The 23132-nt window shown below is 46.0% G+C and carries 23 protein-coding genes; 4 read left to right on the top strand and 19 right to left on the bottom strand.

Annotation, left to right across the window (positions count from 1 at the left end):
• The first annotated feature begins 17 nt into the window (after nucleotides 1-17).
• Together dltC and dltD are read left to right on the top strand one after the other, a co-directional pair.
• Complete coding sequence (dltC, locus tag B5E64_RS00595) at nucleotides 18-254, top strand: D-alanine--poly(phosphoribitol) ligase subunit DltC (RefSeq protein WP_087166592.1); 237 nt, start codon at nucleotides 18-20, stop codon at nucleotides 252-254.
• Nucleotides 251-1426, top strand: coding sequence for a D-alanyl-lipoteichoic acid biosynthesis protein DltD (gene dltD / locus B5E64_RS00590; protein WP_087166591.1), 1176 nt, complete (start codon nucleotides 251-253; stop codon nucleotides 1424-1426). The genes dltC and dltD overlap by 4 nt, the downstream gene beginning before the upstream one ends.
• 192 nt (nucleotides 1427-1618) lie before the next feature.
• Here the strand turns inward: dltD and pcp are convergent, their stop codons facing one another.
• The 17 genes from pcp to B5E64_RS00505 all read right to left on the bottom strand — a co-directional run bounded on the left by pcp (nucleotide 1619) and on the right by B5E64_RS00505 (nucleotide 19677).
• On the bottom strand, nucleotides 1619-2263 hold the full coding sequence (pcp, locus tag B5E64_RS00585) for a pyroglutamyl-peptidase I (protein ID WP_087166590.1): 645 nt from the start codon (nucleotides 2261-2263) through the stop codon (nucleotides 1619-1621).
• 20 nt (nucleotides 2264-2283) lie between these two features.
• Entirely contained in the window at nucleotides 2284-3270 is a 987-nt protein-coding gene (locus B5E64_RS00580) for a peptidase (RefSeq protein ID WP_087166589.1), read from the bottom strand.
• Between the two features lie 24 nt (nucleotides 3271-3294).
• Nucleotides 3295-4242, bottom strand: a complete 948-nt coding sequence (locus B5E64_RS00575) for a DUF979 domain-containing protein (protein ID WP_087166588.1) — start codon at nucleotides 4240-4242, stop codon at nucleotides 3295-3297.
• Nucleotides 4243-4257: 15 nt separating this feature from the next.
• Complete coding sequence (locus B5E64_RS00570; protein ID WP_087166587.1) at nucleotides 4258-4959, bottom strand: DUF969 domain-containing protein; 702 nt, start codon at nucleotides 4957-4959, stop codon at nucleotides 4258-4260.
• Nucleotides 4960-4989: 30 nt separating this feature from the next.
• The gene (locus tag B5E64_RS00565; RefSeq protein WP_242960049.1) at nucleotides 4990-8247 is read right to left on the bottom strand and encodes a M14 family metallopeptidase; all 3258 of its coding nucleotides are present in this window, start codon (nucleotides 8245-8247) and stop codon (nucleotides 4990-4992) included.
• Between the two features lie 221 nt (nucleotides 8248-8468).
• Complete coding sequence (locus B5E64_RS00560; RefSeq protein WP_087166586.1) at nucleotides 8469-9818, bottom strand: MATE family efflux transporter; 1350 nt, start codon at nucleotides 9816-9818, stop codon at nucleotides 8469-8471.
• Nucleotides 9819-9951: 133 nt separating this feature from the next.
• A complete protein-coding gene (gene atpC, locus B5E64_RS00555; protein WP_087166585.1) occupies nucleotides 9952-10371 on the bottom strand; it encodes an ATP synthase F1 subunit epsilon in 420 nt (139 codons plus the stop codon).
• A 12-nt stretch (nucleotides 10372-10383) separates the two neighbouring features.
• Nucleotides 10384-11784 carry a F0F1 ATP synthase subunit beta gene (gene atpD, locus B5E64_RS00550; protein ID WP_087166584.1) on the bottom strand — a complete coding sequence of 467 codons (1401 nt, stop codon included), beginning with the start codon at nucleotides 11782-11784 and terminating at the stop codon, nucleotides 10384-10386.
• 5 nt (nucleotides 11785-11789) lie between these two features.
• On the bottom strand, nucleotides 11790-12674 hold the full coding sequence (gene atpG, locus B5E64_RS00545) for an ATP synthase F1 subunit gamma (RefSeq protein ID WP_087166583.1): 885 nt from the start codon (nucleotides 12672-12674) through the stop codon (nucleotides 11790-11792).
• A gap of 1 nt (nucleotide 12675) precedes the next feature.
• A complete protein-coding gene (gene atpA / locus B5E64_RS00540) occupies nucleotides 12676-14187 on the bottom strand; it encodes a F0F1 ATP synthase subunit alpha (RefSeq protein ID WP_087166582.1) in 1512 nt (503 codons plus the stop codon).
• Nucleotides 14188-14204: 17 nt separating this feature from the next.
• Complete coding sequence (gene atpH, locus B5E64_RS00535) at nucleotides 14205-14705, bottom strand: ATP synthase F1 subunit delta (protein ID WP_087166581.1); 501 nt, start codon at nucleotides 14703-14705, stop codon at nucleotides 14205-14207.
• On the bottom strand, nucleotides 14689-15189 hold the full coding sequence (gene atpF, locus B5E64_RS00530) for a F0F1 ATP synthase subunit B (RefSeq protein ID WP_087166580.1): 501 nt from the start codon (nucleotides 15187-15189) through the stop codon (nucleotides 14689-14691). Before atpF ends, atpH begins: the two co-directional genes overlap by 17 nt.
• Nucleotides 15190-15210: 21 nt before the next feature.
• Complete coding sequence (gene atpE / locus B5E64_RS00525) at nucleotides 15211-15435, bottom strand: ATP synthase F0 subunit C (protein WP_087166579.1); 225 nt, start codon at nucleotides 15433-15435, stop codon at nucleotides 15211-15213.
• A gap of 44 nt (nucleotides 15436-15479) precedes the next feature.
• Entirely contained in the window at nucleotides 15480-16142 is a 663-nt protein-coding gene (locus B5E64_RS00520; RefSeq protein ID WP_087166578.1) for a F0F1 ATP synthase subunit A, read from the bottom strand.
• A gap of 440 nt (nucleotides 16143-16582) precedes the next feature.
• Nucleotides 16583-17941: a glucose-6-phosphate isomerase gene (locus B5E64_RS00515; protein WP_087166577.1), complete on the bottom strand. Its 1359-nt coding sequence runs from the start codon at nucleotides 17939-17941 to the stop codon at nucleotides 16583-16585.
• Between the two features lie 64 nt (nucleotides 17942-18005).
• Nucleotides 18006-18845, bottom strand: coding sequence for a hypothetical protein (locus tag B5E64_RS00510; protein ID WP_087166576.1), 840 nt, complete (start codon nucleotides 18843-18845; stop codon nucleotides 18006-18008).
• A 133-nt stretch (nucleotides 18846-18978) separates the two neighbouring features.
• Nucleotides 18979-19677 carry a 5'-methylthioadenosine/adenosylhomocysteine nucleosidase gene (locus B5E64_RS00505; RefSeq protein ID WP_087166575.1) on the bottom strand — a complete coding sequence of 233 codons (699 nt, stop codon included), beginning with the start codon at nucleotides 19675-19677 and terminating at the stop codon, nucleotides 18979-18981.
• A 116-nt stretch (nucleotides 19678-19793) separates the two neighbouring features.
• On the opposite strand from B5E64_RS00505, the gene B5E64_RS00500 reads away from it, so the two are divergent.
• Nucleotides 19794-20042: a TIGR03905 family TSCPD domain-containing protein gene (locus tag B5E64_RS00500; protein WP_087166574.1), complete on the top strand. Its 249-nt coding sequence runs from the start codon at nucleotides 19794-19796 to the stop codon at nucleotides 20040-20042.
• A gap of 399 nt (nucleotides 20043-20441) precedes the next feature.
• Here B5E64_RS00500 and B5E64_RS00495 read toward each other — a convergent pair whose 3' ends face one another.
• Nucleotides 20442-20882 carry a DUF6147 family protein gene (locus tag B5E64_RS00495; protein ID WP_087166573.1) on the bottom strand — a complete coding sequence of 147 codons (441 nt, stop codon included), beginning with the start codon at nucleotides 20880-20882 and terminating at the stop codon, nucleotides 20442-20444.
• Between the two features lie 55 nt (nucleotides 20883-20937).
• Nucleotides 20938-21912, bottom strand: coding sequence for a DUF4367 domain-containing protein (locus B5E64_RS17795; RefSeq protein WP_140398800.1), 975 nt, complete (start codon nucleotides 21910-21912; stop codon nucleotides 20938-20940).
• A gap of 98 nt (nucleotides 21913-22010) precedes the next feature.
• Between B5E64_RS17795 and B5E64_RS00485 the strand changes: the two genes are divergently transcribed.
• Nucleotides 22011-23078 carry an undecaprenyldiphospho-muramoylpentapeptide beta-N-acetylglucosaminyltransferase gene (locus B5E64_RS00485; protein ID WP_087166572.1) on the top strand — a complete coding sequence of 356 codons (1068 nt, stop codon included), beginning with the start codon at nucleotides 22011-22013 and terminating at the stop codon, nucleotides 23076-23078.
• Nucleotides 23079-23132 lie beyond the last annotated feature (54 nt).

Genomic DNA, 23132 nt, shown 5'->3' with positions numbered 1-23132 from the left:
TTTGGAGGGAATATACTATGAAAGAAACACTGTTTGAAATTTTGGAAAGAATCTGTGAAGATGATATTGTAAAAAGCAACCCGGACATTGATCTGTTTGAAACCGATCTGATGGATTCGCTTGGATTTGCAGAACTGCTTGCAGATATTGAGGACGAACTCGGTATCCTGATCGCCCCGTCCGAGGTAGACCGCAGTACCTTTAACACACCAAACCGGATCCTTACCTATCTGGAAACAAGGAGTGCATCATGAAACGGTTACTGGCATTTTTCCTTGCCGCTGCCCTTACACTGACTTCGGCAGCCGGGCTGCATTTTCTGGCAGAGCGCAGGGTATATGCCGATGGAAATGCATTCGCCTCCTGGTCCGGAGACGGAAAATTTCCGGCCAGGGAAGCTATTTTAAAAAACCTGGATGAAAATACAGTTCTGACATTCGGCTCTTCCGAGTTTCAGTACGGCGTGAAAACACCTTATCATCCGGGAAAGATTTTCAAAGACACAAAATTTCATATGATGCTGATCGGTGCCGGCTACTACCAGTCTCTCAGCCATGCCATCACACTGGCATCGCTGGGAGAACATGCAAAGACAAAGGAAGCGGTTCTTTTCCTTTCCCCGCAGTGGTTCCGGAAGGCAGGTGTACAGCCGGAGGCTTTCACCTCCCGTTTTTCAGAGTCCCATTACATCGCAATGCTCAAAAACAACCATCTGCGCAAAAATGTCAAGGACTACATGATCAAACGCTCCCATGAACTGCTTCGGGTCGATCCTGCTGCCCGGGAACGTGCAGACCTTTATAACCGTGTACTCTACACTCAGGACGCTTCCATGTCTGACCGTGTCAACTACCGGATCTACACGAGGTTCCTGAAAGAAAAAGAACTGCAGACCGCTGTCATGCAGATGGTAAAGGACAATGTTCCAAAAGCATCGTCCAAAGAAAAAACGGATCAGGATCCGGATTTTGCTTCCCTGTTAAAACAGTCCATTAAAGATGGAGAGGCACAGAATCAGGGAAATCCGTTTTATATGGACGACAGTTCCTACAAATGGAAAGTCCGTCCATTCATGAAAAAAAAGAAAAACCAGAGTCTGAATGGAAGTTACAGCACCTCGCCGGAATATGACGATCTCAGATGTTTTCTTGATGTCTGTCAGGATCTTGGAATCCGCCCTCTGCTCGTCATGATGCCGGTTAACGGATACTGGTACGATTATACCGGCTTCCCAAAAGAAGCAAGGGAAGACTACTACCAGAAAATCCGCTCCGTGGCCGCCGAGTACAATGCCTCCATAGCAGATTTCTCCGATCAGGAATACACAAAATACTTCTTCGAAGACGGAGTCCATATAGGTAAGAAAGGATGGGTGATGATCAATGAAAGCATTTACAGATTTTATCAGAAAACTGAAGAAAAATAAATTTGCCGCATTCGCAGGGTGGACGGCTGTATTTTATGCAATGCTCATGATACTCTACCTGTATCTCATGTACGCCAATCTGTCCACCGCACCAAAATTTGTCTACAATATGTTCTAATATTAATTTTTTACCAATTTATAAGGGACGGGTTCCTGCGCACCGGAACACGTCCCCAATGAAATCTTTTTTATTTAGTGTGTTTCGCCCATTGCTTTCTGCACATCTTCTTTGTTTGTCACTGCGGCTTCGATGCCGTATTCCAGAGCTTTTGCTATCATTTCCAGGGACATAAACGGTGTGCCGTTTGCCTTGTCCACAACCTGTCCGCTTTCAAATGGTACATGTACAAATCCGGCGCGGATTCCAGGATATTTTTTCGCCGCAAGATAAAGCACATTGTACATAATGCAATTGCATACATAGGTTCCTGCTGTATAGGAAATGTGTGCCGGAATTCCATGGGCTCTCATATTTTCCACCATTGCTTTTACCGGAAGTGTGGAAAAGTATGCAGTCTCGCCGTCTTCGCGGATTGGTTCGTCAAATGGCTGTTCTCCGTCGTTATCCGGGATCCTTGCTTCTTTCAGGTTGATCGCAACCCTTTCTACTGTCATACAGGAGCGTCCGCCTGCCTGTCCGACATCCAGTACCATGTCCGGCTCGTATTTTTTAATTGCCTCTTCTACAACCTCTGCACTTCTTGTGAATACGGTCGGAATTTCAATTTTGATAATTTCAGCTCCTGCGATTGTATCCGGAAGCAGTTTCACTGCCTCATATGCCGGATTTACTTTTTCTCCCCCAAATGGATCGAATCCTGTCACTAATACTTTCATTGTACTGACCTCCTTATACCTTAATATACATTTGGTTCCGGCAAGATAATCTTGCCTTCCTGCATCAGCTGCCTGTTGTCCGCATAGATATCCGGTTCCAGGCATACAAGATCAAAATGCCCTTTGGCATTCTGTACACCTCCAAGGGCAAGATTCCGGCCGAGTCCGATATGGAATGTTCCATAGGCTGACTCGTCCTCGATATAGCAGTCTCCCACACACCGGGAGTACGAATTCAGGCCGATGCCGAATTCACCGCCAATATAGATCCTGCTGTCCTTGTAAGCTTCCATATAGTTTTTCAGCCGGATTCCGGTCGGCGTCTCTTCGATTTTTACAATGCGCCCTTCCCGGAATTCTATTCTCGTAACTTCTTCTGCTTTCCCAATGTACCCAAGTGATCCGTCCAGCATCATGATGCCTTCCGTCTTCGTCTCCTCAATCGGTACATAAACCTCGATACTGGCCGAGGAATATCCTTTGCCGTCTTTGACCACACCGTTGAAAAACCCCGGATTTCTGCCCTTTTTCCCCATCTGCAGGTCGGTACCCGCAGGAGTGGTTACGTGAATCCGTGACGAATGACGGAGGTATTTCATAATAACCTCCGCCATCAGCCGGCTTTTCTTTGTATCCATCATGAGGAAATCAAATTCCAGCATGGATTTTCCATTGTTTGTCGAAAGGGGCAGGGACAAAAATTTCTTATGACGGCTGATTGCGCGCTTCGCAGCTTTGGTTGTCACAAGCGAATATTCCGTTGCCGCGATGATCGCAGTGTAAGGATCAAAAATTTCTTCATTTTCGTCAAAAAACACCCCTACATACCGTCCTTTATTCTCTACCAGAAGTGTATTCACCGATCTGGCCCTTTTGACTGCCTGCTTTCTGAGTTCCTGCGCTTCTGCCCTGTACTCTTTGCTTGTCACAATCAAAAGTTTGTCCCAGGGTTTTATTCTTACCCAGTTTTCAATAATAATACGGGCTCCCCGCTCAATGTCACGCATCCCCCTGTGCCGTCCTTATATTACCTATTTAAACATAATCATGTAGCAGATCTGTACTACAAGCATGATTGCTGCCACAACAACCTGATTCTTAATAACACCCCAGCGGTCTTTCATATTCAGAATAGCCACCGGAACGATGTTGAAGTTCGCAGCCATTGGTGTACAGAGTGTACCACAGTAACCGCATGTCAGAGCAAGCATTCCGATGATAACCGGATCCGCACCGTACGCAAGTACGAATGGTCCGCCGATACCAACGGTAATAACCGTGATAGCCGCGAAAGCATTTCCCATGATCATGGTGAAGAGCACCATTCCGATTGCGAAAATGATGATACCAAGGTTGACATTTCCTTTTGGTACTACATTTTCTACGATACCGGCGATTACTTCGCCGACTCCGGCCTCCGTGAAGATACCGCCCAGAGCTCCAAGGAGCTGAGGAAGCATACACAGAGGTCCCATCATGGACAGAAAACGTTCAGATCCTTCCAGGAATACTTTCGGTTTATTATCCGAAGAGTAGGCTCTCAGAATAATCATGGAGATGATAACACCTACCGTAACACCTACCATGGAGCTGATGTTTGTAAATAACGCGAATAAGAGAGAACATACCGCTACAGTAAGGGCAGGGATGAAGATCTTCATACCGATCTTCTGGTACTGTCCTTTTGTGTATTCTTTTGTCGGGGCATTTGTCTTTCCGACTTTTACACGTTTGAAAATCGGCGGCATACACATTACGATAACAAGCGCTCCGGATACCTTCGCCGGAAGCCATGTTCCGAATGCACAAACAATACCAAATGAACACCAGAATACCGCAGTACCGATTCTGGACGGATTTTCTTTGTCGAGCAGATTTTTGATACCTGCAAAAATTGTAATCAGACCAATGATGATCCACACCGCTTCGCCAAGAACATTGGCAGGGCCGGCACCTATCTGTATAAACTTAAGATCCATGTATCTGTACCCCCTTTATTTCTTCTTCTCCGGTTTCGCCGCACTGGAACCATAGTATTTTTTCATCAGTTTCTTGTCTTTTGTGATGTAGTAGATACTTGCCACAACAAGTGCGATGATCGCAATCGGAAGTTCCGCGATTGCCAGTTCCACAAGTTCTACCTCGTATCCAAGAGACGCCAGTGTCGTCTGTACAAGGATACCGCCGGCACCTCCAACGAAGAGTACCTGGAAGAAGAACCATGTAATATTTTCCATACCGGATGCCATTCCTTTGATATCTTCCATATGTTCCTCATTCGGCTCATGTCCGTGGCTCTCGATGGCACCTTCTGTCATCGGAAGAAGTACCGGACGGATAAATCCGGCAACACCGCCGAATCCTACGTTAAACGCACCAAAGAATCCTCTGAGGATACCATACGCGCATACGAGCCTTCCGGCCGTAGCGCTTTTTACTTTTCTCATCAGATCCGCAGCCGCTTCACGCAGACCGTTCGCCTCCAGTACACCTGTTACAAGCAGGATCATAATAAAAATTGCCATGCTTCGGTTCGCTACAAAGTTTGTTCCAAGTGTTTCAAGAAGTCCGTCAATTCCAAGACCTCCTGCAAGAGCGGTCGTCACTGCCGCTAAAAAGATAATAAGGATGGAATCCAGTTTCAGCGCAAATCCGAGCACTACAATCAGGACACCAATCAGTTTAATATACTCCATAGATTTTCCTCCTTCTTTCTTTTGAGTCTTTTACTTGTATACGATCATCGGCCGACGTCTCCGATATCGTGCAGATATACTGCCGTCTTCACATCTCATGCTGCATTCATGAAGAAGTTCTGCTTCCATCAGCATCTGAATCGTCACCTCATCATGTGCCACATGAGCTCTTGCGCACAGATTCAGATATTCACCCTGCGCAGTCTCATCAGCTACTTCACTTGTATATGATACGGTTGTAATCCACGGGAAGCGGATCGACGGATATTTATGTGCCGGATCTGCCGCATATGGAATCCAGTAGTTAATCATATTTTTATAGTAGTTGGCCGGGAAAAGCTTCGGCATCCATGCATGTGCATATTTCTCAAACTGAGCGCTCCACTCTTTGTTGAGTGCCGTCATCTCCTCGTCCTCTGCGATCTTGTCCGCAATCACATCTTCCATTTTCTTGTTGACCGGATAGTTATCTTTGTACGCCTCATCCGTCACATACCAGAAATATCCGTAAAGAAGTGATCTTGGAAGCCAGAATCCTTTGTAGGAAGGGGATGTATATCCCGAGAACTGCTGCTCCCATTCATGGCTTGGCACTCCGTGATTGTCCACAATCATATCCGGCGCGTACCGTTCATACAGCCTGCTCAGTCCCATCGCTTCGGAATGTATCGTATCCTGATGGAAGTGTTCGTGGAAGAATTCCTTACCAAGGGCGTTGAATCTTGCCACATGGAACTTCCAGTACGGATGCTCTTTCTGAAGCTCATAATGAATTGCCGCTCCGTCTACATTTTCCATCGGGACAAGGATCAGATTCAGCTTCTCCGGAAGATCCCTGTATGTCTCATCGGTCAGTAGCTTCTTTAACAGAATGAACGATGCGTTCGTGCTGGATACCTCATTTGCATGGTGCCTTGCGTTGATAATTTCAGACGGACACTTTGTCAGACGTTTCGTCATGGAAAGATATCCTTCCCGCTCCGGTTTCAGCCAGATCGCATAGAGCTCTCTTCCTGTGTAGGACCTTGCGGTTCTGAATACCTCGATTCCAGGAACATGTTTCAGTTCTTCTATGATCGCCATACACTGTTCATATCCGATCAGCTCTTTCTCATGGAGATCGATGTCCATAATACATTTATCCTTGACCGGCGGCTCCTGTGCCGGAACTGCCGCCTCAATCACGCTGCCGCTTTCTGTAAGGAAACGGACAGCTGAAATATTATACCAGCCTTCGGTAATTTCCAGCACACCCTTCTCCATAAGATCTGCGTAGGCTTTCAGGAATTCATCCGAAACACCTGCCGTCCGGATGTCCACACAAAGTTTTCCGTCTTTTGCGGAAAGTCCGGTTACTTTGAAGGAAACTTCCTCACGCATCCTCTGGCTTACAACTGCCTTGCCGTCTTTTTCAATACACGGCTTTTCTTTCGCTTTTTCAAATACGGTTACCTTGAATACCGGTCTTCCTTCTTTCTGATGAATAGATGGAAGAATCAGTCCCGGCGCGTCCAGCATGACGCCGATATTCTGAACTCCGTAGTTCTTAAAATAGTCGCTTCCGGTAAAATACATATCCTCATGCAGAGCATCCAGCGACGAAATCAGGTCTTCTCTGCATCCTACACGGTAATCCGGTTCGCTGACTGTCACATCCAGAAGAAGCTCCTGGAAAAACGGCTGCTGCTCCGCTGTGACTGTTCCGCCGGTCTTTTCCTCAATATACTGCTTACACTCCGGAAGGACTTTTGCCTGGAACGTATCCCATACTTCCTCCAGATCAGTCCGGATCTTCCTGAAAAGCATCTCCTGCTCATTGATCCACACGCGGATATATCCGGTTGCCGGATGTACCTTGCCCATCTGCGGATATTCATCCAGATACGGGCGTTCCGAACACTGTGCTTTATATGTATTTTCATAGCAGAGCGTCTCATCCTGATATACTTTGCAAAGGTAGGTAAGATCTTCCGCACCTTCATATGGAAGAAATACAACCGCATCTCTTTCCACTCCCAGTTCTCTTACAAGTACATCTTCAATCGGATACAGCTCCTGCAGATACCGGATCGGCAGATCATACCATTTGTCCGGGTTGTCCGCCTGAAGATTGTGGTAGGATGGTGTCGCCCCGTTTTCATCCAGCCATTCTGTTTCCCCTTCCGGCAGAAACGGCTTGAAATAAATCTCGATTTTGTCCGGTTTCTTTTCCTTTACTGCAGGAATTACGATCTCATCGATCCAGGAAAATCCCTGCTTGTATGCACAGATCAGCTCTGTCCGGACTTCCGCTGCTCCAAAGCTTTTTGCTTTTTCTTCCATCCGTGTTCTCATCCGGCTGCGGACAGTCTGATCTTCACTGACCGCACCCTCTATCCGGATACTGTCTCCGTTTTTAATCAACGGATAAACCTCTTTTTCCAGTATTTCCTCAAACGTCTCTACTTCCCATGGAAGCTCATAGACCTTTTCATATGCTTTCTTTCCTGCTTTATAATTTTCAAAAGTAACATCTGTAAACAGTGCCTTCTGATCTTCACGAAGTTCCGGCGAACCGTATACCGTGCAGCTGCCGCTCTCTTTCTGCTTCAGCATCTGAAGCGCCGCGATCTGTCCATCCCCATTCCGCAGAACCGCGTCATCGCACATATCCATCAGAACATCACGGAATGTTTTCCATCCGCCTGTTCCCGGAAAATTCTCACAAATCAACGAAGAAAGCTCCTCCAGCTCTTTCCCTCTTCCCCTGAGGTAAACCTTCATAACCCCATCGGACTCTTCCATCGTCATTTCCGCCTGGTCTGCTTCTTCCAGAATGATGGCATTTCCGCCGTAACCTTCTTCTGCCGTGATGCCGCCTTCATACCCCGTTGTCTCCATACCGAGACGGAAAGCAATGTTGCAGGCTGCAATCATCATGGATGCATCCGCGTCTTCAGGCAGCTTAATTTTCACATCGAGTCTGTCCGGAAGAAAATCATAATCTTCATCCTTCAGAAACGGTCCTTTTCCAAATATTGTTTCCAGTCCTTTTTCCTTTCGGAAATCCAGGTCAAACATTGGTTCCGGATGCCCTTCTGCCGTTTTATAGCCATCCGGGACTTCCGGCTCTGACAGCTGATACAATGCCTGCAGTTCCTCTTCCGTTTTCGGAGCAGGAATTTCTCCTTTCACTCCCGCAACCGGAAAAGCTGCCGCTTCTGTCTGAAATCCTAACAGAAGGGCCGCTTCCAAAGCAAGCTTTCTCTCTTCAGTTGTCATTTGATTTCGTATCTCTAGTTTCTCCACAGATGTCACCTCCCAAATCCTTTGGAATTCAAATTATAAAAATTATATTAAGAATTTATCACAGTAAAATGTGAAAGTCAACATTCACACAAATATTTTTAAAATTTCCATCATTTTCTATGTAATTTTTCATAAAATTTGTTTATTTTTTTACAGAAAAAAGTGAGTATTACCAAAAATACTCACTTTTCACTCTACTTTATATTACTGTTGTAATTCCATCAGATCACCCTGTGTTCCAGCCATTTTCGGCTTCTCAGACGTACGGTAAAGACAATGGCCCGCACCGTCCAGTCCGTAAACATTCCAATCCATACCGCAATCGGTCCCATTCCAAAGACTCTTGCCAGAACCATGACAAGGGATACCCTGAAAACCCACATGGAAAGAATGGAGACCACCATGGAAAAACGGACGTCTCCCGCCGCCCGGAACCCGTATGCAGGGATAAACGCCAGCGTCCATACCACCGGTTTGACAATTGTAATGCAGGTCACCATAAAAATACACATCGATGCACTGGCAGGCTCCATCCCGCCGAAATAAGTAATCGGATGCACAAGCGCAAATAAAAGCAGGCAGGAGATTACGACAACAACTTCTCCTATCACGGAAAGTTTTTTCACATAATAAACCGCCTCATCCTTGCGTCCGGCTCCCATGCACTCTCCTACCACAGTCATCAGTCCGATCCCGACTCCGATTGCCATAATCCCGTTCAGATTTTCAATCGTGTTGGTCATTCCCTGTGCCGCAATCGCGGCTGTTCCCATCATGGAGACGGTGGACTGGATGGCAAGCTTTCCGAACTGGAACATGCTGTTTTCAATCCCGGAGGGTATGCCGATCTTCAGAATTCTTTTAATCTGTCCCCAGTCCGGCCGGATCGAAAAGTACCGTTTCAGGTGAATCTCCCAGACCGGCTTCCGCAGCTCATAAAGAACGGCAATCATGGCAAACGCTCTTGCAAGCATCGTTGCGCAGGCGGAACCCCCTACTCCCAGGTGAAAGCCCCAGACGAACAGCAGATTTAAAACAACATTTAAAACATTGGCAAGGACAGATATCTGCATCGGAAGCCGGCTGTTTTCCTGCGCCCTCAGAATGGACGCACCGTCATCATAAAGAGCAATAAACGGGAACGCCACCGCCGAAAACAGGAAATAGATTTTGGCGTTATCCATAACCTCTTTTTCGACTTCCCCGAAAATCAGCTGAAGAACCGGTTCATGAAAAATAATGCAGACTACAGCCATAATCAGCGAAAGGAAGAAGGTGACGAACACAAGCTGGCCTGCCGCCTCATTTGCCTTTTCCACGTCTTTGCTCCCAAGATACTGCGAACAGATCACGGTACCTCCGGCCGCAAGGGCAAAAAAGGCTTCCACAATCAGTATGTTGATCGCGTCCACAAGGGATACCGCTGATATGGCCGCGGATCCGATGTTGCTGACAATAAGCGTATCAACAGTTCCCATAAACGAATTCAGCAGCTGATCCAGCGCAAGCGGAATCAAAAGCGCCGCCAGCTGTCTGTTTGTAAATAAATGCTTTTTTCTCTGTTCCTTCATAATAATAAGCAGCCCCCGCTCTTTTCTTTTACCAGTTTATCACAAGAAAGCATTCCGGGCAAGAAACCCTTTTTCTCCGGCAGACAAAAAAGCATGCCGCAGAATCTCTCCCGGCATGCTTTTTTTGTCTTTCTTATATTTTCTTTCTGGATGTAACCCTAAGTCTGGACATGGCCCTTGCAAGCGCCATCTGGTTGGCGTTATATTCTTCCAGGCTTTTCTTCTGGCGGAGCTGCTCTTCTGCCCGTTCTTTCGCCTCTTCGGCACGGCGGATATCGATCTCCTCCGGGCGCTCTACGGTCAGGGCGAATACCTTGACACGGTTGTTGAACACTTCAATAAATCCGGCGCTCACTGCAACAGTTGTCTTATTGCCCTCCGGGTCTACAAATACCATCTCTCCCGGCACAATTGCCGCGATCATGTCCTCATGGTGCGGCAATACCTGCATTTCTCCGTCTTCCACCGGAAAGGTAATGCTCTGACCTCTTCCGACATAAAACTGACGGTTACTTGCATAGATTTCCAGTCCGAATGTATTATGCTGGCCCATATGCCCACTCCTTTACTCTTCTGAGGATGCTTCCTTTTTTGCCTTCTCGATCACATCATCGATCGTACCTACATTGAAAAACGCGTTTTCCGGATAATCATCCATCTCGCCGTTGACAATCATCTTAAATCCGCGGATTGTCTCTTTTAACGGAACGTATTTACCCGGAATACCGGTAAAGTTTTCCGCTACATGGAATGGCTGAGAAAGGAATCTCTGGATCTTTCTTGCGCGGAAAACGGTCTTTTTATCTTCTTCCGAGAGTTCTTCCATACCGAGGATGGCAATAATGTCCTGAAGTTCTTTGTATTTCTGAAGGATCTCCTGAACTTTTCTTGCCACTTCATAATGTTCCTCTCCCACTACATCTGCCTCCAGAATACGGGAGCTGGATTCCAGCGGATCTACCGCCGGATAAATTCCCTGCTCTACAATCTTTCTGGAAAGAACAGTCTGGGCATCCAGATGGGCGAATGTCGTCGCCGGAGCCGGGTCTGTCAGGTCGTCCGCCGGCACGTAAACCGCCTGTACGGATGTAACAGAACCGTTCTTTGTGGAAGCGATCCGTTCCTGAAGCGCACCCATCTCGTTTGCAAGTGTCGGCTGATATCCTACGGCTGACGGCATACGGCCAAGCAGTGCGGATACTTCAGAACCGGCCTGCACAAAACGGAAAATATTATCAATAAACAGAAGCACGTTCTGATGCTCTCTGTCACGGAAATACTCAGCCATCGTAAGACCTGTCTCCGCCACACGCATACGGGATCCAGGCGGCTCGTTCATCTGTCCGAACACAAGGGCTGTCTTATTTAAAACACCGGATTCTCTCATTTCTGTCCAGAGATCATTTCCCTCACGGGAACGTTCTCCGACACCGGTAAATATGGAATATCCGCCGTGCTCTGTAGCGATATTCTGAATCAGTTCCTGAATCAGCACGGTTTTTCCGACACCGGCTCCTCCGAACAGACCGATCTTTCCTCCCTTTGCATAAGGTGCAAGAAGATCAATGACTTTGATTCCGGTCTCAAGAATCTCGACAACCGGACTCTGTTCTTCAAATGTCGGAGGATTTCTGTGGATTTCCCAGTGTTCCTCGTCTTCCAGGGATTCACCTCCGTCAATCGTATCGCCAAGAACGTTGAAGAGACGTCCAAGTGTCTTGTCGCCGACCGGAACCTTGATCCCTGCACCGGTCGCGGTCACTTCCATGTCACGGCAGAGGCCTTCACTTGCGGAAAGCATGATACAGCGGACTGTATCATTTCCGATATGCTGTGATACCTCCATCACACTTTTCTTTCCATTGTTCTCTACGGCAAGTGCATCTTTGATAGCTGGAAGCTCACCATTTTCAAAAATAACATCTACAACAGGTCCCATGACCTGTACAATCTTTCCTTTATTCATCGTTATCACTTCCTTTTTTGTGCCCTCGCACCGCCGATTACCTCTGTGATTTCCTGAGTAATTGCGGCCTGCCTTGCACGGTTATACTGAATGGACAACTCCCGGAGCATCTCCTTTGCATTGTCCGTGGAAGACTGCATCGCAGTCATTCTGGCATTATTCTCACTGGCATAAGATTCAACCAGACAGCCGTATATATTTCCTGTAATGTAGTTCGGTACGACCTGATCCAGAACATCTTTGGTGGACGGCACCATGTGGATAATCTCCTGCTGTACATCGACCGGAAGTTTCGGCATGAATGCCGCCTTTTTCAGCGGGAGAAGCTGTACCCGCTTTGTCTCCATGCTGACTGCATTTTCCATCTCCGTATAAATAATATCGACTTCATCGAGCTCTCTCTCCAGAAACTTTTCCACGACTTCTCTGGCGATCACCCTTGCCCTGTGCATGGTCGGCTTCTGAACCGTGTAATGGAACTGCTCATCCATATCCACATTTTTCTTGCGGAAATACTGCTGTCCCACAATACCGAGCACATACAGCTTGTGATGACCTTCTTCCTGAACCATCTCTTCTGTCATCTTGATGACATTGTGGTTATAAGCGCCGGCAAGACCCTTATCTGCCGTCACGACAATGCAGCCGATCTTTCTCTCGTCAGCCGGTATCTCCGGTCTCGTATCAAAAAACACATGCTCCACATCCGGCATGTGGCGGAGAATTCTGGAAACCGCGTTCTGCAGATTATAAAAGTACGGCTCCGTATCCGCAAGCACCTGCTTTGCACGCTTCATCTTGGAAGAAGAAATCATATACATCGCATTCGTGATCTTCATCGTATCCTGGATACTTTTCATACGTGCCTGTATTTCTTTTGCATTTGCCATACTAACACCTGCTCTTGTCTCTGAATTCTTCTGCTGCTTTTACAATCTTTTCTTCAAGTTCCTCTGTCAGTACCTTCTTTTCGGCAAGCTCGCGGCCGATTTCCGGATAGACATTGTCAATATACTCAAGAAGCTCTTTCTGATAATTCTTCAAATCCTTCAGCGGAATTCCGATCAGCTTCTTATGCGTAGCCGCGCACAGTGTGATTACCTGATCCTGCATGGACAGCGGACTGCAAAGCGGCTGTTTTAAAAGTTCCATCAGACATGCTCCGTATTCAAGCTGTGCCTTTGTAGATTCATCCAGATCAGAAGAGAACTGGGTGAATACCTGCATCTCTCTGTACTGTGCCAGATCAATACGGACACTTCCGGCAGCCTTCTTCATCGCCTTCGTCTGTGCCGCACCACCAACACGGGATACAGAAAGACCGACATTGACAGCCGGACGCATACCGGAGAAGAACAGGTCGCTCTCCAGGAAAATCTGTCCATCCGTGATGGAAATGATATTGGTCGGAATATATGCCGATACATCTCCGGCCTGTGTCTCTACGATTGGAAGCGCTGTGATAGATCCGCCTCCAGCCTCATCGCTCAGACGGCTGGAACGTTCCAGAAGTCTGGAATGTAAATAGAAGACATCACCCGGATATGCCTCACGTCCAGGCGGTCTCTCCAGAAGGAGTGACAGTGCACGGTAAGCTACCGCGTGCTTGGACAGATCATCGTATACGATCAGCACATCCTTTCCTTTATACATAAAATATTCTGCAAGAGCTGTGCCCGCATATGGCGCAATATACTGGAGCGGCGCACAGTCACTGGCTGTCGCTGCAACCACCATTGTATAGTCCATGGCTCCATATTTCTCAAAAGTGGAAACCAGCTTTGCGATCGTAGACGCTTTCTGTCCGATCGCGACATAGATACAGATCACATCTTTTCCCTTCTGGTTCAGAATCGTGTCTGTCGCAATCGATGTTTTTCCGGTCTGACGGTCTCCGATGATCAGCTCACGCTGTCCCCGGCCGATCGGGAACATGGAATCGATTGAAAGGATTCCTGTCTCAAGCGGTACGGTAACCGATTTCCTGTCAACAATTGACGGTGCCGGATATTCGATCGGTCTGTATTCACCGGCCTCAATGTCCCCTTTGCCGTCGATCGGCGCGCCCAGCGCGTTGACAACACGTCCGATATAGCCTTCTCCGGCCGGAACACCTGCATTTTTCCCGGTACGGAATACTTTCGTTCCTTCACCGATCTCACGGTCATCTCCGAAAAGAATACAGCCGATGCTGTTCTGACGGATATCCTGTACCATCCCTTTCAGTCCGTTTTCAAATGTAACGATCTCACCGTAAGCCGCATGGTCAATCCCGTAAATCGTGGCAATCCCGTCTCCGACACTGACTACCTGTCCGACTTCCTTATCTTTGCTGATTTCATCATAATTCTGAATTTCTTCTTTCAATATGGAGATTATTTCGTCTGAATTGATTGTGCTCAATTACTTCACCTCCGCTTTTAATGTTGTAAAGCACGGGAAAGCGCCCGGAATCTTCCTCTGAAACTCCAGTCGAACTCCCGTCCGCCTGCCTGAAGGATGAATCCTCCGATCAGGCTTTTCTCTTCTTTTAAAGAAAGCGCAACTTCCTTTACATGAAATTTCCGGCGCAGGAATGTTTTCATCTTTTCCTGCTGCCCCACTGTCGGAGCCGTCACATAAAACAAGACGGCCTCAAGGCCCTCGTTTGCTTTTCTTTCAATTTCCCGGTACGCCTCGAACATTTCCAGAAGCAGTCCCGATTTCTGATTTCTGCATACGACCTTGATAAAATTTCTGATCCCTTCCGGGAAAATACGGTCAATGATTTTCTCTTTTACATGAAAAGCAATCGTCGGATTTGTAAGGCTTTCTCCCACCTCAGGGACTTCCTTTAAAATCGTCTCTGCCGTTTTTACAGATTCTGCATCCACATGAAGTTCGTATAATGCCTGTGCATAATTTTTAGCTGTCTGTGTCATCAGAATCACCTGCTTCTTCTAAAAACTGGTCATAAAGTGCCAAATCTCTTTCACTGCTGTTTTTCTCGCCCATAATTTTAGAAGCGGCTGTCAAAGCAATATCGGCTATCTGGGACTTCATCTCCCGCATAGCCTGCTCTCTTTCCACTTCCATTGTCTTTCTCGCCTTATCCACAATCTGGCCCGCTTCTTCATTTGCATTCTTCACGATTGCGTCAGCCTGAAGCGCCGCCTCTGTTTTGGCCCTTTCTACGATCTGCCCGGATTCCTCTTTCGCTGAAGCAAGCGCTTCTTCATACTGCGCTTTCAGCTTTCCGGCAGACTCCTTCTGATCCTGCGCATCCTTTAACTGTCCGCGGATCAGCTCGTCTCTTTGATCCATGATCTTCTGAATCGGCTTAAATAAGAAATGCTGCAGCAGGAAATACAGAACAAGCAGATTTATGATTGTACCGATGATTGTAACCGGACTTAATGTCAGCATCTGCCTCTACCTGCCTTTCTCTTATCCTAATAAGATGATGATTAACAGACCGATTACGAAACCGTAGATCGCTGTTGCCTCGGCAAGCGCACATCCTAAAAGAAGTGTACTTCTGATTTTGCTCTCTGCCTCCGGCTGTCTTGCGATAGACTCAGCTGCCTTTCCTGTTGCAAGGCCGATACCGATACCTGCACCAATACCTGTAAACACTGCTACTGCTGCTCCAATTGCAATTAAAGATGACATCGTTTTGTTTCCTCCTTGTTCTCTCTTCTCAGTTCCCTGTCTGCCTATTCAACTGCTTCGCTGATAAACAGGGATGTTAAAAATACAAATACATATGCCTGAATGAATCCGTCAAAAAAATCAAAATACAGATTAAATGGTACCGGAAGCAAAATCGGACAGATAATCTCGACCAGCTTCATGACCACATAAGATCCTAATACATTTCCGAAAAGCCGCATACAAAGCGAAAGCGGCCGGATACCAATCTCCAGTATATTGATTGGAAGCATAATGGGAATCGGCTCAGCAAAACTTTTCAGCCACCCCTTTGTCCCTTTCTGGTGAATCCCGGAATATTCGATCAGGATAATACTCATAAGTGCCAGCGCAATCGTCACGCCCATATCCTTTGTCGGCGGGACGAACCCGAATACCCCCATGATATTGGCAAGTCCGATATAAAGGACAATCGTAATCATGTAAGGAATATAGCGTGCTCCGTGCTCTCCCAGCAGATTATAAAAGAAATTGCGGAAAAATAAATATCCGGCCTCAAGAGCAAGCTGCTTTTTCCCCGGATTTTCCACTTTTAAGTTCCGCACTAAAATAATAGAAAGTAATACAAGAACCGCCATAACAATCCATGTCACAACGACGGATTCATAGATCGGAAGCCCATCTCCGACCGGTATCGTGAACATAATTTTACAGTTCAGTTCTTCCATTAATTTCTCTGATAAACTACCCGTTTTGCTCCCTCCTTTTCTTTTTCATATCGTGCTTACTTTACTCCTCCATATTTGAAAAGTCAATATCCGATCCAACAATAATCCATAATAAAAAGTTAGTTTTTTGTATATTTTTACTATGGTTTTTGTTAATTTTTACTGCTATTTAGCAGATATCTTTTCTCATATATCTCCAATATGCCGCAAAAAGTCCAATCAAAGCGTAGATCATGCCAGAAAAACCGGTTCCGGTTCCAATTCCCCAGCCGGAATGACGTTGACACCATCTGCATAAGCATATAAGGAGTGATATATTTTACAAATCGCCAGAGTCCCTGACATGAATATTCCAATGGTACAACTGTTACGAAAAATCCAATAAGAAAAGCCAGAACGGAAGGCTTTTACTCCATCTCCGTTCTGGCTGTCTTTAATTCTTATAATCTCTTCATCAGTTCTTCGCGTTCTTTTTCGTATCCCGGTTTTCCGAGAAGGGCAAACATATTTTTCTTGTATGCCTCTACGCCCGGCTGATTAAATGGATTTACGCCAAGAATATATCCGCTGACGCCGCAGGCAAATTCAAAGAAGTAGAACAGCTCTCCGAGGTAGAATTCATTCTGCTCCGGAATATTTACCATCAGGTTCGGTACATTACCGTCTGTGTGAGCAAGTACTGTTCCGTTCATTGCGCTCTTGTTTACAAAGTCAACGGTCTTTCCTGCAAGGTAGTTCAGGCCGTCAAGATCAACCGGTTCTTCTCCGATGATCACTTCTTCTCTGGATTTCTCTACATTCAGTACAGTCTCGTACATGATGCGGCTTCCGTCCTGGATGAACTGTCCCATGGAGTGAAGATCTGTTGTCAGATCCACAGACGCCGGGAAGATACCTTTCTGGTCTTTTCCTTCGCTTTCTCCATAAAGCTGTTTCCACCACTCGGAAACATAATGGAGACTTGGCTCATAGTTTGCAAGCACTTCCACTGCTTTTCCTTTTGCATGAAGAATATTTCTTACTGCTGCATACTGAAGTGCATCGTTTTCCTCAAATGGAAGCTCCAGTGCTGCCTTTCTTCCGGATGCAGCTCCTTCCATAAGCTTTGTAATGTCAGCTCCGCTTGCTGCGATCGGCAGAAGTCCTACCGCTGTCAGAACAGAGAAACGTCCTCCCACATCATCCGGAACTACAAAGGACTCATATCCTTCTTCTGTAGCAAGATTTTTCAGTGCTCCTCTTGCCTTGTCTGTCGTAGCGTAGATACGCTTTGCTGCTTCCTCTTTTCCGTATTTCTTTTCCAGCATCTCTTTGAAAATGCGGAACGCGATCGCCGGCTCAGTAGTCGTACCGGATTTAGAAATAATATTTACAGAAAAATCTCTGTCTCCGATCACTTCAATCAGATCATGAAGATAGGTGCTGCTGATGCTGTTTCCTACAAAGTAGATCTCAGGCGTCTTACGTGCCTCTTTGGAAATATTATTATAGAAACTATGTCTTAAAAATTCGATCGCAGCTCTTGCTCCCAGATAGGAACCGCCGATTCCGATTACAAGAAGCACATCGGAATCTCCTTTGATCTTCTCAGCCGCTTTCAAAATTCTGTCAAACTCTTCTTTATCATAATCTACCGGAAGGTCGATCCATCCAAGGAAGTCATTTCCTGCTCCTGTGCGCGCAAGCAGCTTGTCCTTCGCCGCCAGTGCAATGTCTTTCATAGACTCCATTTCATGTTCCTTGATAAACAGATCTGCTTTTGAATAGTCAAATGTTACCTTTGCCATCACTTTACCCATCCTTTCTATCATTATATATAGGTATAAATTACTAGGTATATTTTAGCAAAAGGCATTCTATTAATCAAGTTAAAAACTCGGCAAGGATCTGGCGTATCATTTCCTCATCCTGCCGCCGCTTTTCTTTCCGTTCCTCCTCCTCTTTCGCTTTCTCCTGCTCTTCCTTCATCAAAGTAACAAGCTCCGACTCTATTTCCTCGCCTTTGCCTTCCTCCCCGACTTCCGTTTCCTCTGGAGCAAATTCCATCAGATTTTCCTCTAACGGCACTTTCTCTTCCTCTTCTTTTGCAGAAAACACAACAGCATTTTCTTCTGACTTTTCTTCCTCCATCACGCTTTCTTCCTCTTCCGTCCGGAAATTTTCCTCTGTTTCCTCCATCCGGGTTATCTTTTCATATTTACGTGCATATGTATTTTCCAGGAACTCTATCATATAGTTTTTTGCCGCTTCCAGCTGGTAGCTTTCATCTGTGACCATCCTGAGCGCAAACAAAAGCAGCGCTCCCGCAATACCGGCTGCCGCATACTGCCCCACATTTTCCAAAGGTGCATCCTGGGTGTATGCTGCCGCTGCCCCTGCCGCTCCAAATACCAGGCATCCCCATGCCGCCGCTTTTTCCATCTGCCGCCAGCTGTGCAGTTTTATCCACAGTACTTTGTATTCATACATATATTTATCCACAAACGCCCGGATATTCTGCACCTTATCACTCACCATACATGCATGTTCAAATTTGGCCCGGACAAGCTTCATCAGCGGGTGCAGGCTTTTTCCCATCCTTCCCGCCTCCCGCACCAGTCGCCTGAGTGTCAGACTGACAATGATCTTGCTGAAGATTCCCAGTATACACATCACTCCGACTGCGTAAAATAACACCCCATGTTTCCATACTGCTTCCAACATAAAAAGAGCCTCCTCCGTTTTTTTGTTTATCCCAAGTATAACTGAAAACTACGGAAAAAGGCTCTGTAACCGTTCTACATATTTTTTATGCCGTCCTGCAAAACCGGGCGGTTTTTGACGTTTTTTCGCTCTATTATTTCTTGATTTCCGGCACCAGCGCCTCAATCAGCCTTACACTATGGCGGATTGCCGCCGCTTCAAAGGCCGGATAGTCTACCGATGCACTGTTGTCAGCTTTATCCGAAATTGCCCGAATGATGACGCACGAAATTTTGTTAAGGTAAGCCGTATGCGCGATCGCAGCCCCCTCCATCTCCGTGCATTTTGCGTCAAAAAGACTGATCAGCTGCTCTTTCTTCTCACTTGAAGAAACAAACTGGTCTCCGCTTACAATCCTTCCTGTCCATGTACGGATATCCGGATTCGCCTTTTCATTGACCTCTTTTGCCAGTTTCACCAGCTTTTCATCTGCCGGAAACGAGAAAGTATCCATCTGCGGGATCTGACCCACCAGATCTCCAAATGTGCTTGCATCCATGTCATGCTCTACTGCGTCTGTTGAAATCACAATATCTCCGATATCAATCGCCGCATCCAGAGATCCCGCGATTCCTGTATTGATAATCACATCCACTCCAAACCGGTCCACAAGAATCTGCGCACACACTGCGGCATTGACCTTGCCAATCCCGCTCCTTACTACGACAACTTCTTTCCCCGAAAGTTTTCCTCTGCAAAAAGAAAGAGACGCCGCCGAAACAACCTCTTCTATTTCCATGCTTTTCTTTAATTCTGCAACTTCATCTTCCATTGCTCCGATAATTCCAATCATGCTTTCGACCTCCTTTTCCTCACAGTATAACAAATTTTTGTATGTATACCTAGCATATTTTTTCTTTCTTTGTTATAATTCTTTTTCGGAAGGGAAACAGAAACGGAGGAATCAATATGAAGTACAGGCCAACTGGCGTATGTTCAAAAGAAATTGAATTTGATCTTGACGATCAGCATCGTATTCACAACGTTGTTTTCACCGGCGGCTGCAACGGCAATCTGCAGGGAATCGCAAGCCTTGTTGAAGGCATGGAAGCGGACGAAGCGATCCGCCGCCTCTCGGGCATTAAATGCGGCTTTAAAAGCACCTCCTGCCCGGATCAGCTTGCTCACGCACTTCAGGCCGGACTAGCTAATAAATAATAAATAATAAATAAGGGCAAAAAAAGATTCCGCTGTTCGGGATACACTCCCGTCATGCGGAATCTTTTCTTTTGCCTACATAGAAACATTACTGTTCATTTTCGAAAAGATCTATGATATAGGAAACCCATGGTTCCCTATATCATAAGCACTAACCGAAGAAAGCCGGTTAAGAAATGACACGGAAGAGCTATTGGGGCTACTGCTCCATTGGTGTTTCCTGCCCTTTCGGGCAGTAGTTTGGGTTTTCTCAATGTAAGGACTAAAAGATAGTAAAGCCGTAGGGCTTCCTTTTTTCATTTTTTTGTATGGAGCAGTAACCTCAATAACTCTCCCGATGACCATTTAATCTTTTCTGCCTGTAAACAAATCATTCCATATTCAATTTTCTTCTTCCTGTTAGATGTAATATCCGCCTGTAGCAGAACTGCTTACATCTGAGTTTGCGTAATGTACGCTTCTGACACGGTAATAATAACCCTTCGGCACTGTCAGCGTTTTGTAGGATGTAATTCCAATAGCGTTATTTTTTGTGGCTGTCCAGGATGTATAATGCTTCCATGAACCATTCACTTTCCTCTCCACATTCACATTAATGCTGACTTCTGAAACAACTTTCTGTGCAGAAGTGTTTCCTCCTGCTGTGATTTTTCCATCACCAACTTTGCTGATCTTGGAAAATCCACCTTGGAGATAGACTCCTCTCGGCTGTACCATGATATATCCAATCTGCTCAACACTCTCCTCTGTTGCGCTGACCATCTGACCGGATACTCCGAATACCAGCATTGCCGCTGTCATCATTGCCGCTGCCTTTGATAACAACTTTTTTCTTTTCATATTTTTGCTCCTCTACTATATAGACGCACGAACTTCCAAAATCTTTCGCTTTTTTTCAAAAAAAGTGGAGATTTTCCAAAATTTTTTCAAATTCGTCTTTTTCGATGATTCCGGTTAAGATATAAGTAATGTCCTTGTATTCAAATTCTGCCGAAAATTCCTGCTGATTTGAAGCTTCTATCAGATATTCTGTTACATGAATTTCTGTATCTTCCACCTTTTTTATATATTTATCTACAACTGGATCTTCAATATCATAACCAAAAGAAAGCCCTTGATACACTGGTGTTATATAATAAGTTAATACATTCTCTCCATACTGATAGTAAATACTTGCCGATAAAAACTCTGGCTCTAAAATATAATCCACCATCTCCATGTCAAGAGGTTTATAATCCATTCGGACTGGATCAAATTGGAAATCATCTTTAATTTGTTGAAAAACTTTTTCCTCTGCAATTTCCTCCTGCTGAGTAATGTCAGAATTATCATCTTCAGCAGTTATATTTGTTGTTTTTCTTCCTCCCAGTATTCTGTCCACCGTCTCAGCCACAAATCCCCCGTCACCAAAACTCGTTATCCCTACCCCAAGCACTGCGACAAGTGCCACGGCCAGGGCAACGATCGTCTTTTTCCTTCGTTTTCTCACGCGTACTTTTGGGGTCTGGCTTCCCTGTGCCGTTTGTATTTCGGAGTGACTTTCAGGCTGCCTTTCTTCTGCGCCTGCCGCCAGTTCCAGTGACTCCGGGGCGAGTTCTTCGGAGAATTCTTCCCGCGCCTTCTCTTCCCGGCGGAGCTGCAGTTCTTTTCCGAGACGCAGGGCCTCCTTATCTGCTTCTGACAGATTTTCATATGCTTCTCTCTGCCGCCGGATTTCTTCTGCCTGTTTCCATATTTTATTTTTTAGTTCCGGATCCGGCCCTGATTCTGTCAGAGGTGGATCCTGCTCTACTTCTTCTTTTATCCGTGCTGACTCTTTCTCCAGCTCTTCCTGCAGGAACTCTTTCATGAGTTCATCTTCTTTTTTCATTTCGTCCCCCTTTTTTTGCGTTTTCTTTCCTCCGACTTGACCTTTATTTCAATTCTGTTTAATATAAATAATCATAAAAGCATTTTCGGAGGCATGCCATGAAACGTATCATTTTAACCGGCGGCGGTACTGCCGGGCATGTTACACCAAACATCGCCCTTCTTCCCCGCCTGAAAGAACTTCAATATGACATTCACTATATCGGGTCTTATAATGGAATTGAAAAAGATCTGATCGAACCTTTTCATATTCCATACCACGGGATTTCTTCCGGCAAGTTGCGCCGTTATTTCAGCATGAAAAATTTTACGGATCCGTTCCGTGTATTAAAAGGATTTTATGAGGCAAATAAGTTAATCAAGACATTGAAGCCGGATGTGATCTTTTCCAAGGGCGGTTTTGTCAGCGTACCGGTTGTCATGGCCGGCAAGCGGAATCATGTCCCGACTATCATTCATGAGTCAGACATCACGCCTGGTCTCGCCAACAAGCTTTCCATGCCGTCGGCGACAAAGATCTGCTGCAATTTCCCGGAGACATTAAAGAATCTTCCGGCAGACAAAGCGGTGCTCACAGGCTCACCGATCCGGCAGGAACTGCTTACAGGCGATAAGGAGGCAGCAAGGAAATTCTGCCATTTCACTTCCCAAAAGCCTGTTATTCTCGTGATCGGCGGAAGCCTCGGCGCTGCTGCAGTTAATCAGGCTGTGCGGAACATTCTTCCAAAACTTCTGGAAAGCTTTCAGGTGATCCATCTCTGTGGAAAAGGAAAGCTGGATGAGTCTTTGACCCGGGTGGAAGGTTATGCACAGTTTGAATACATTCAAAAAGAACTGAAAGATCTTTTTGCGCTGGCCGACATTGTCATTTCCCGTGCCGGTGCCAATGCAATCTGTGAACTTCTGGCTCTGCGTAAACCAAATATCCTGATCCCGCTTCCTGCAAACGCCAGCCGCGGAGATCAGATCCTCAATGCCCGTTCCTTTGAGCGTCAGGGATTCAGCATTGTCCTGGAAGAAGAATCACTTACAGACGAAATTCTTCTGGATACTGTCCACCGCCTGTATCAGGATCGTGATACATATACAAAGGCAATGAGCGATTCCGGCATGCAGAATTCGATCGAGACAATTATTGATCTCATTGTCCGGGCTTCGCAAAAATAGTGTTCCATAAAAACTCTGAAATCAAAAAATAGGTGTCGAATCGGCACCTGTTTT

It is taken from the genome of Drancourtella sp. An12, from assembly GCF_002160935.1.
Taxonomy (GTDB): Bacteria; Bacillota; Clostridia; order Lachnospirales; family Lachnospiraceae; genus Sellimonas; species Sellimonas catena.
This window is presented reverse-complemented; position numbering and strand designations above follow the sequence as displayed.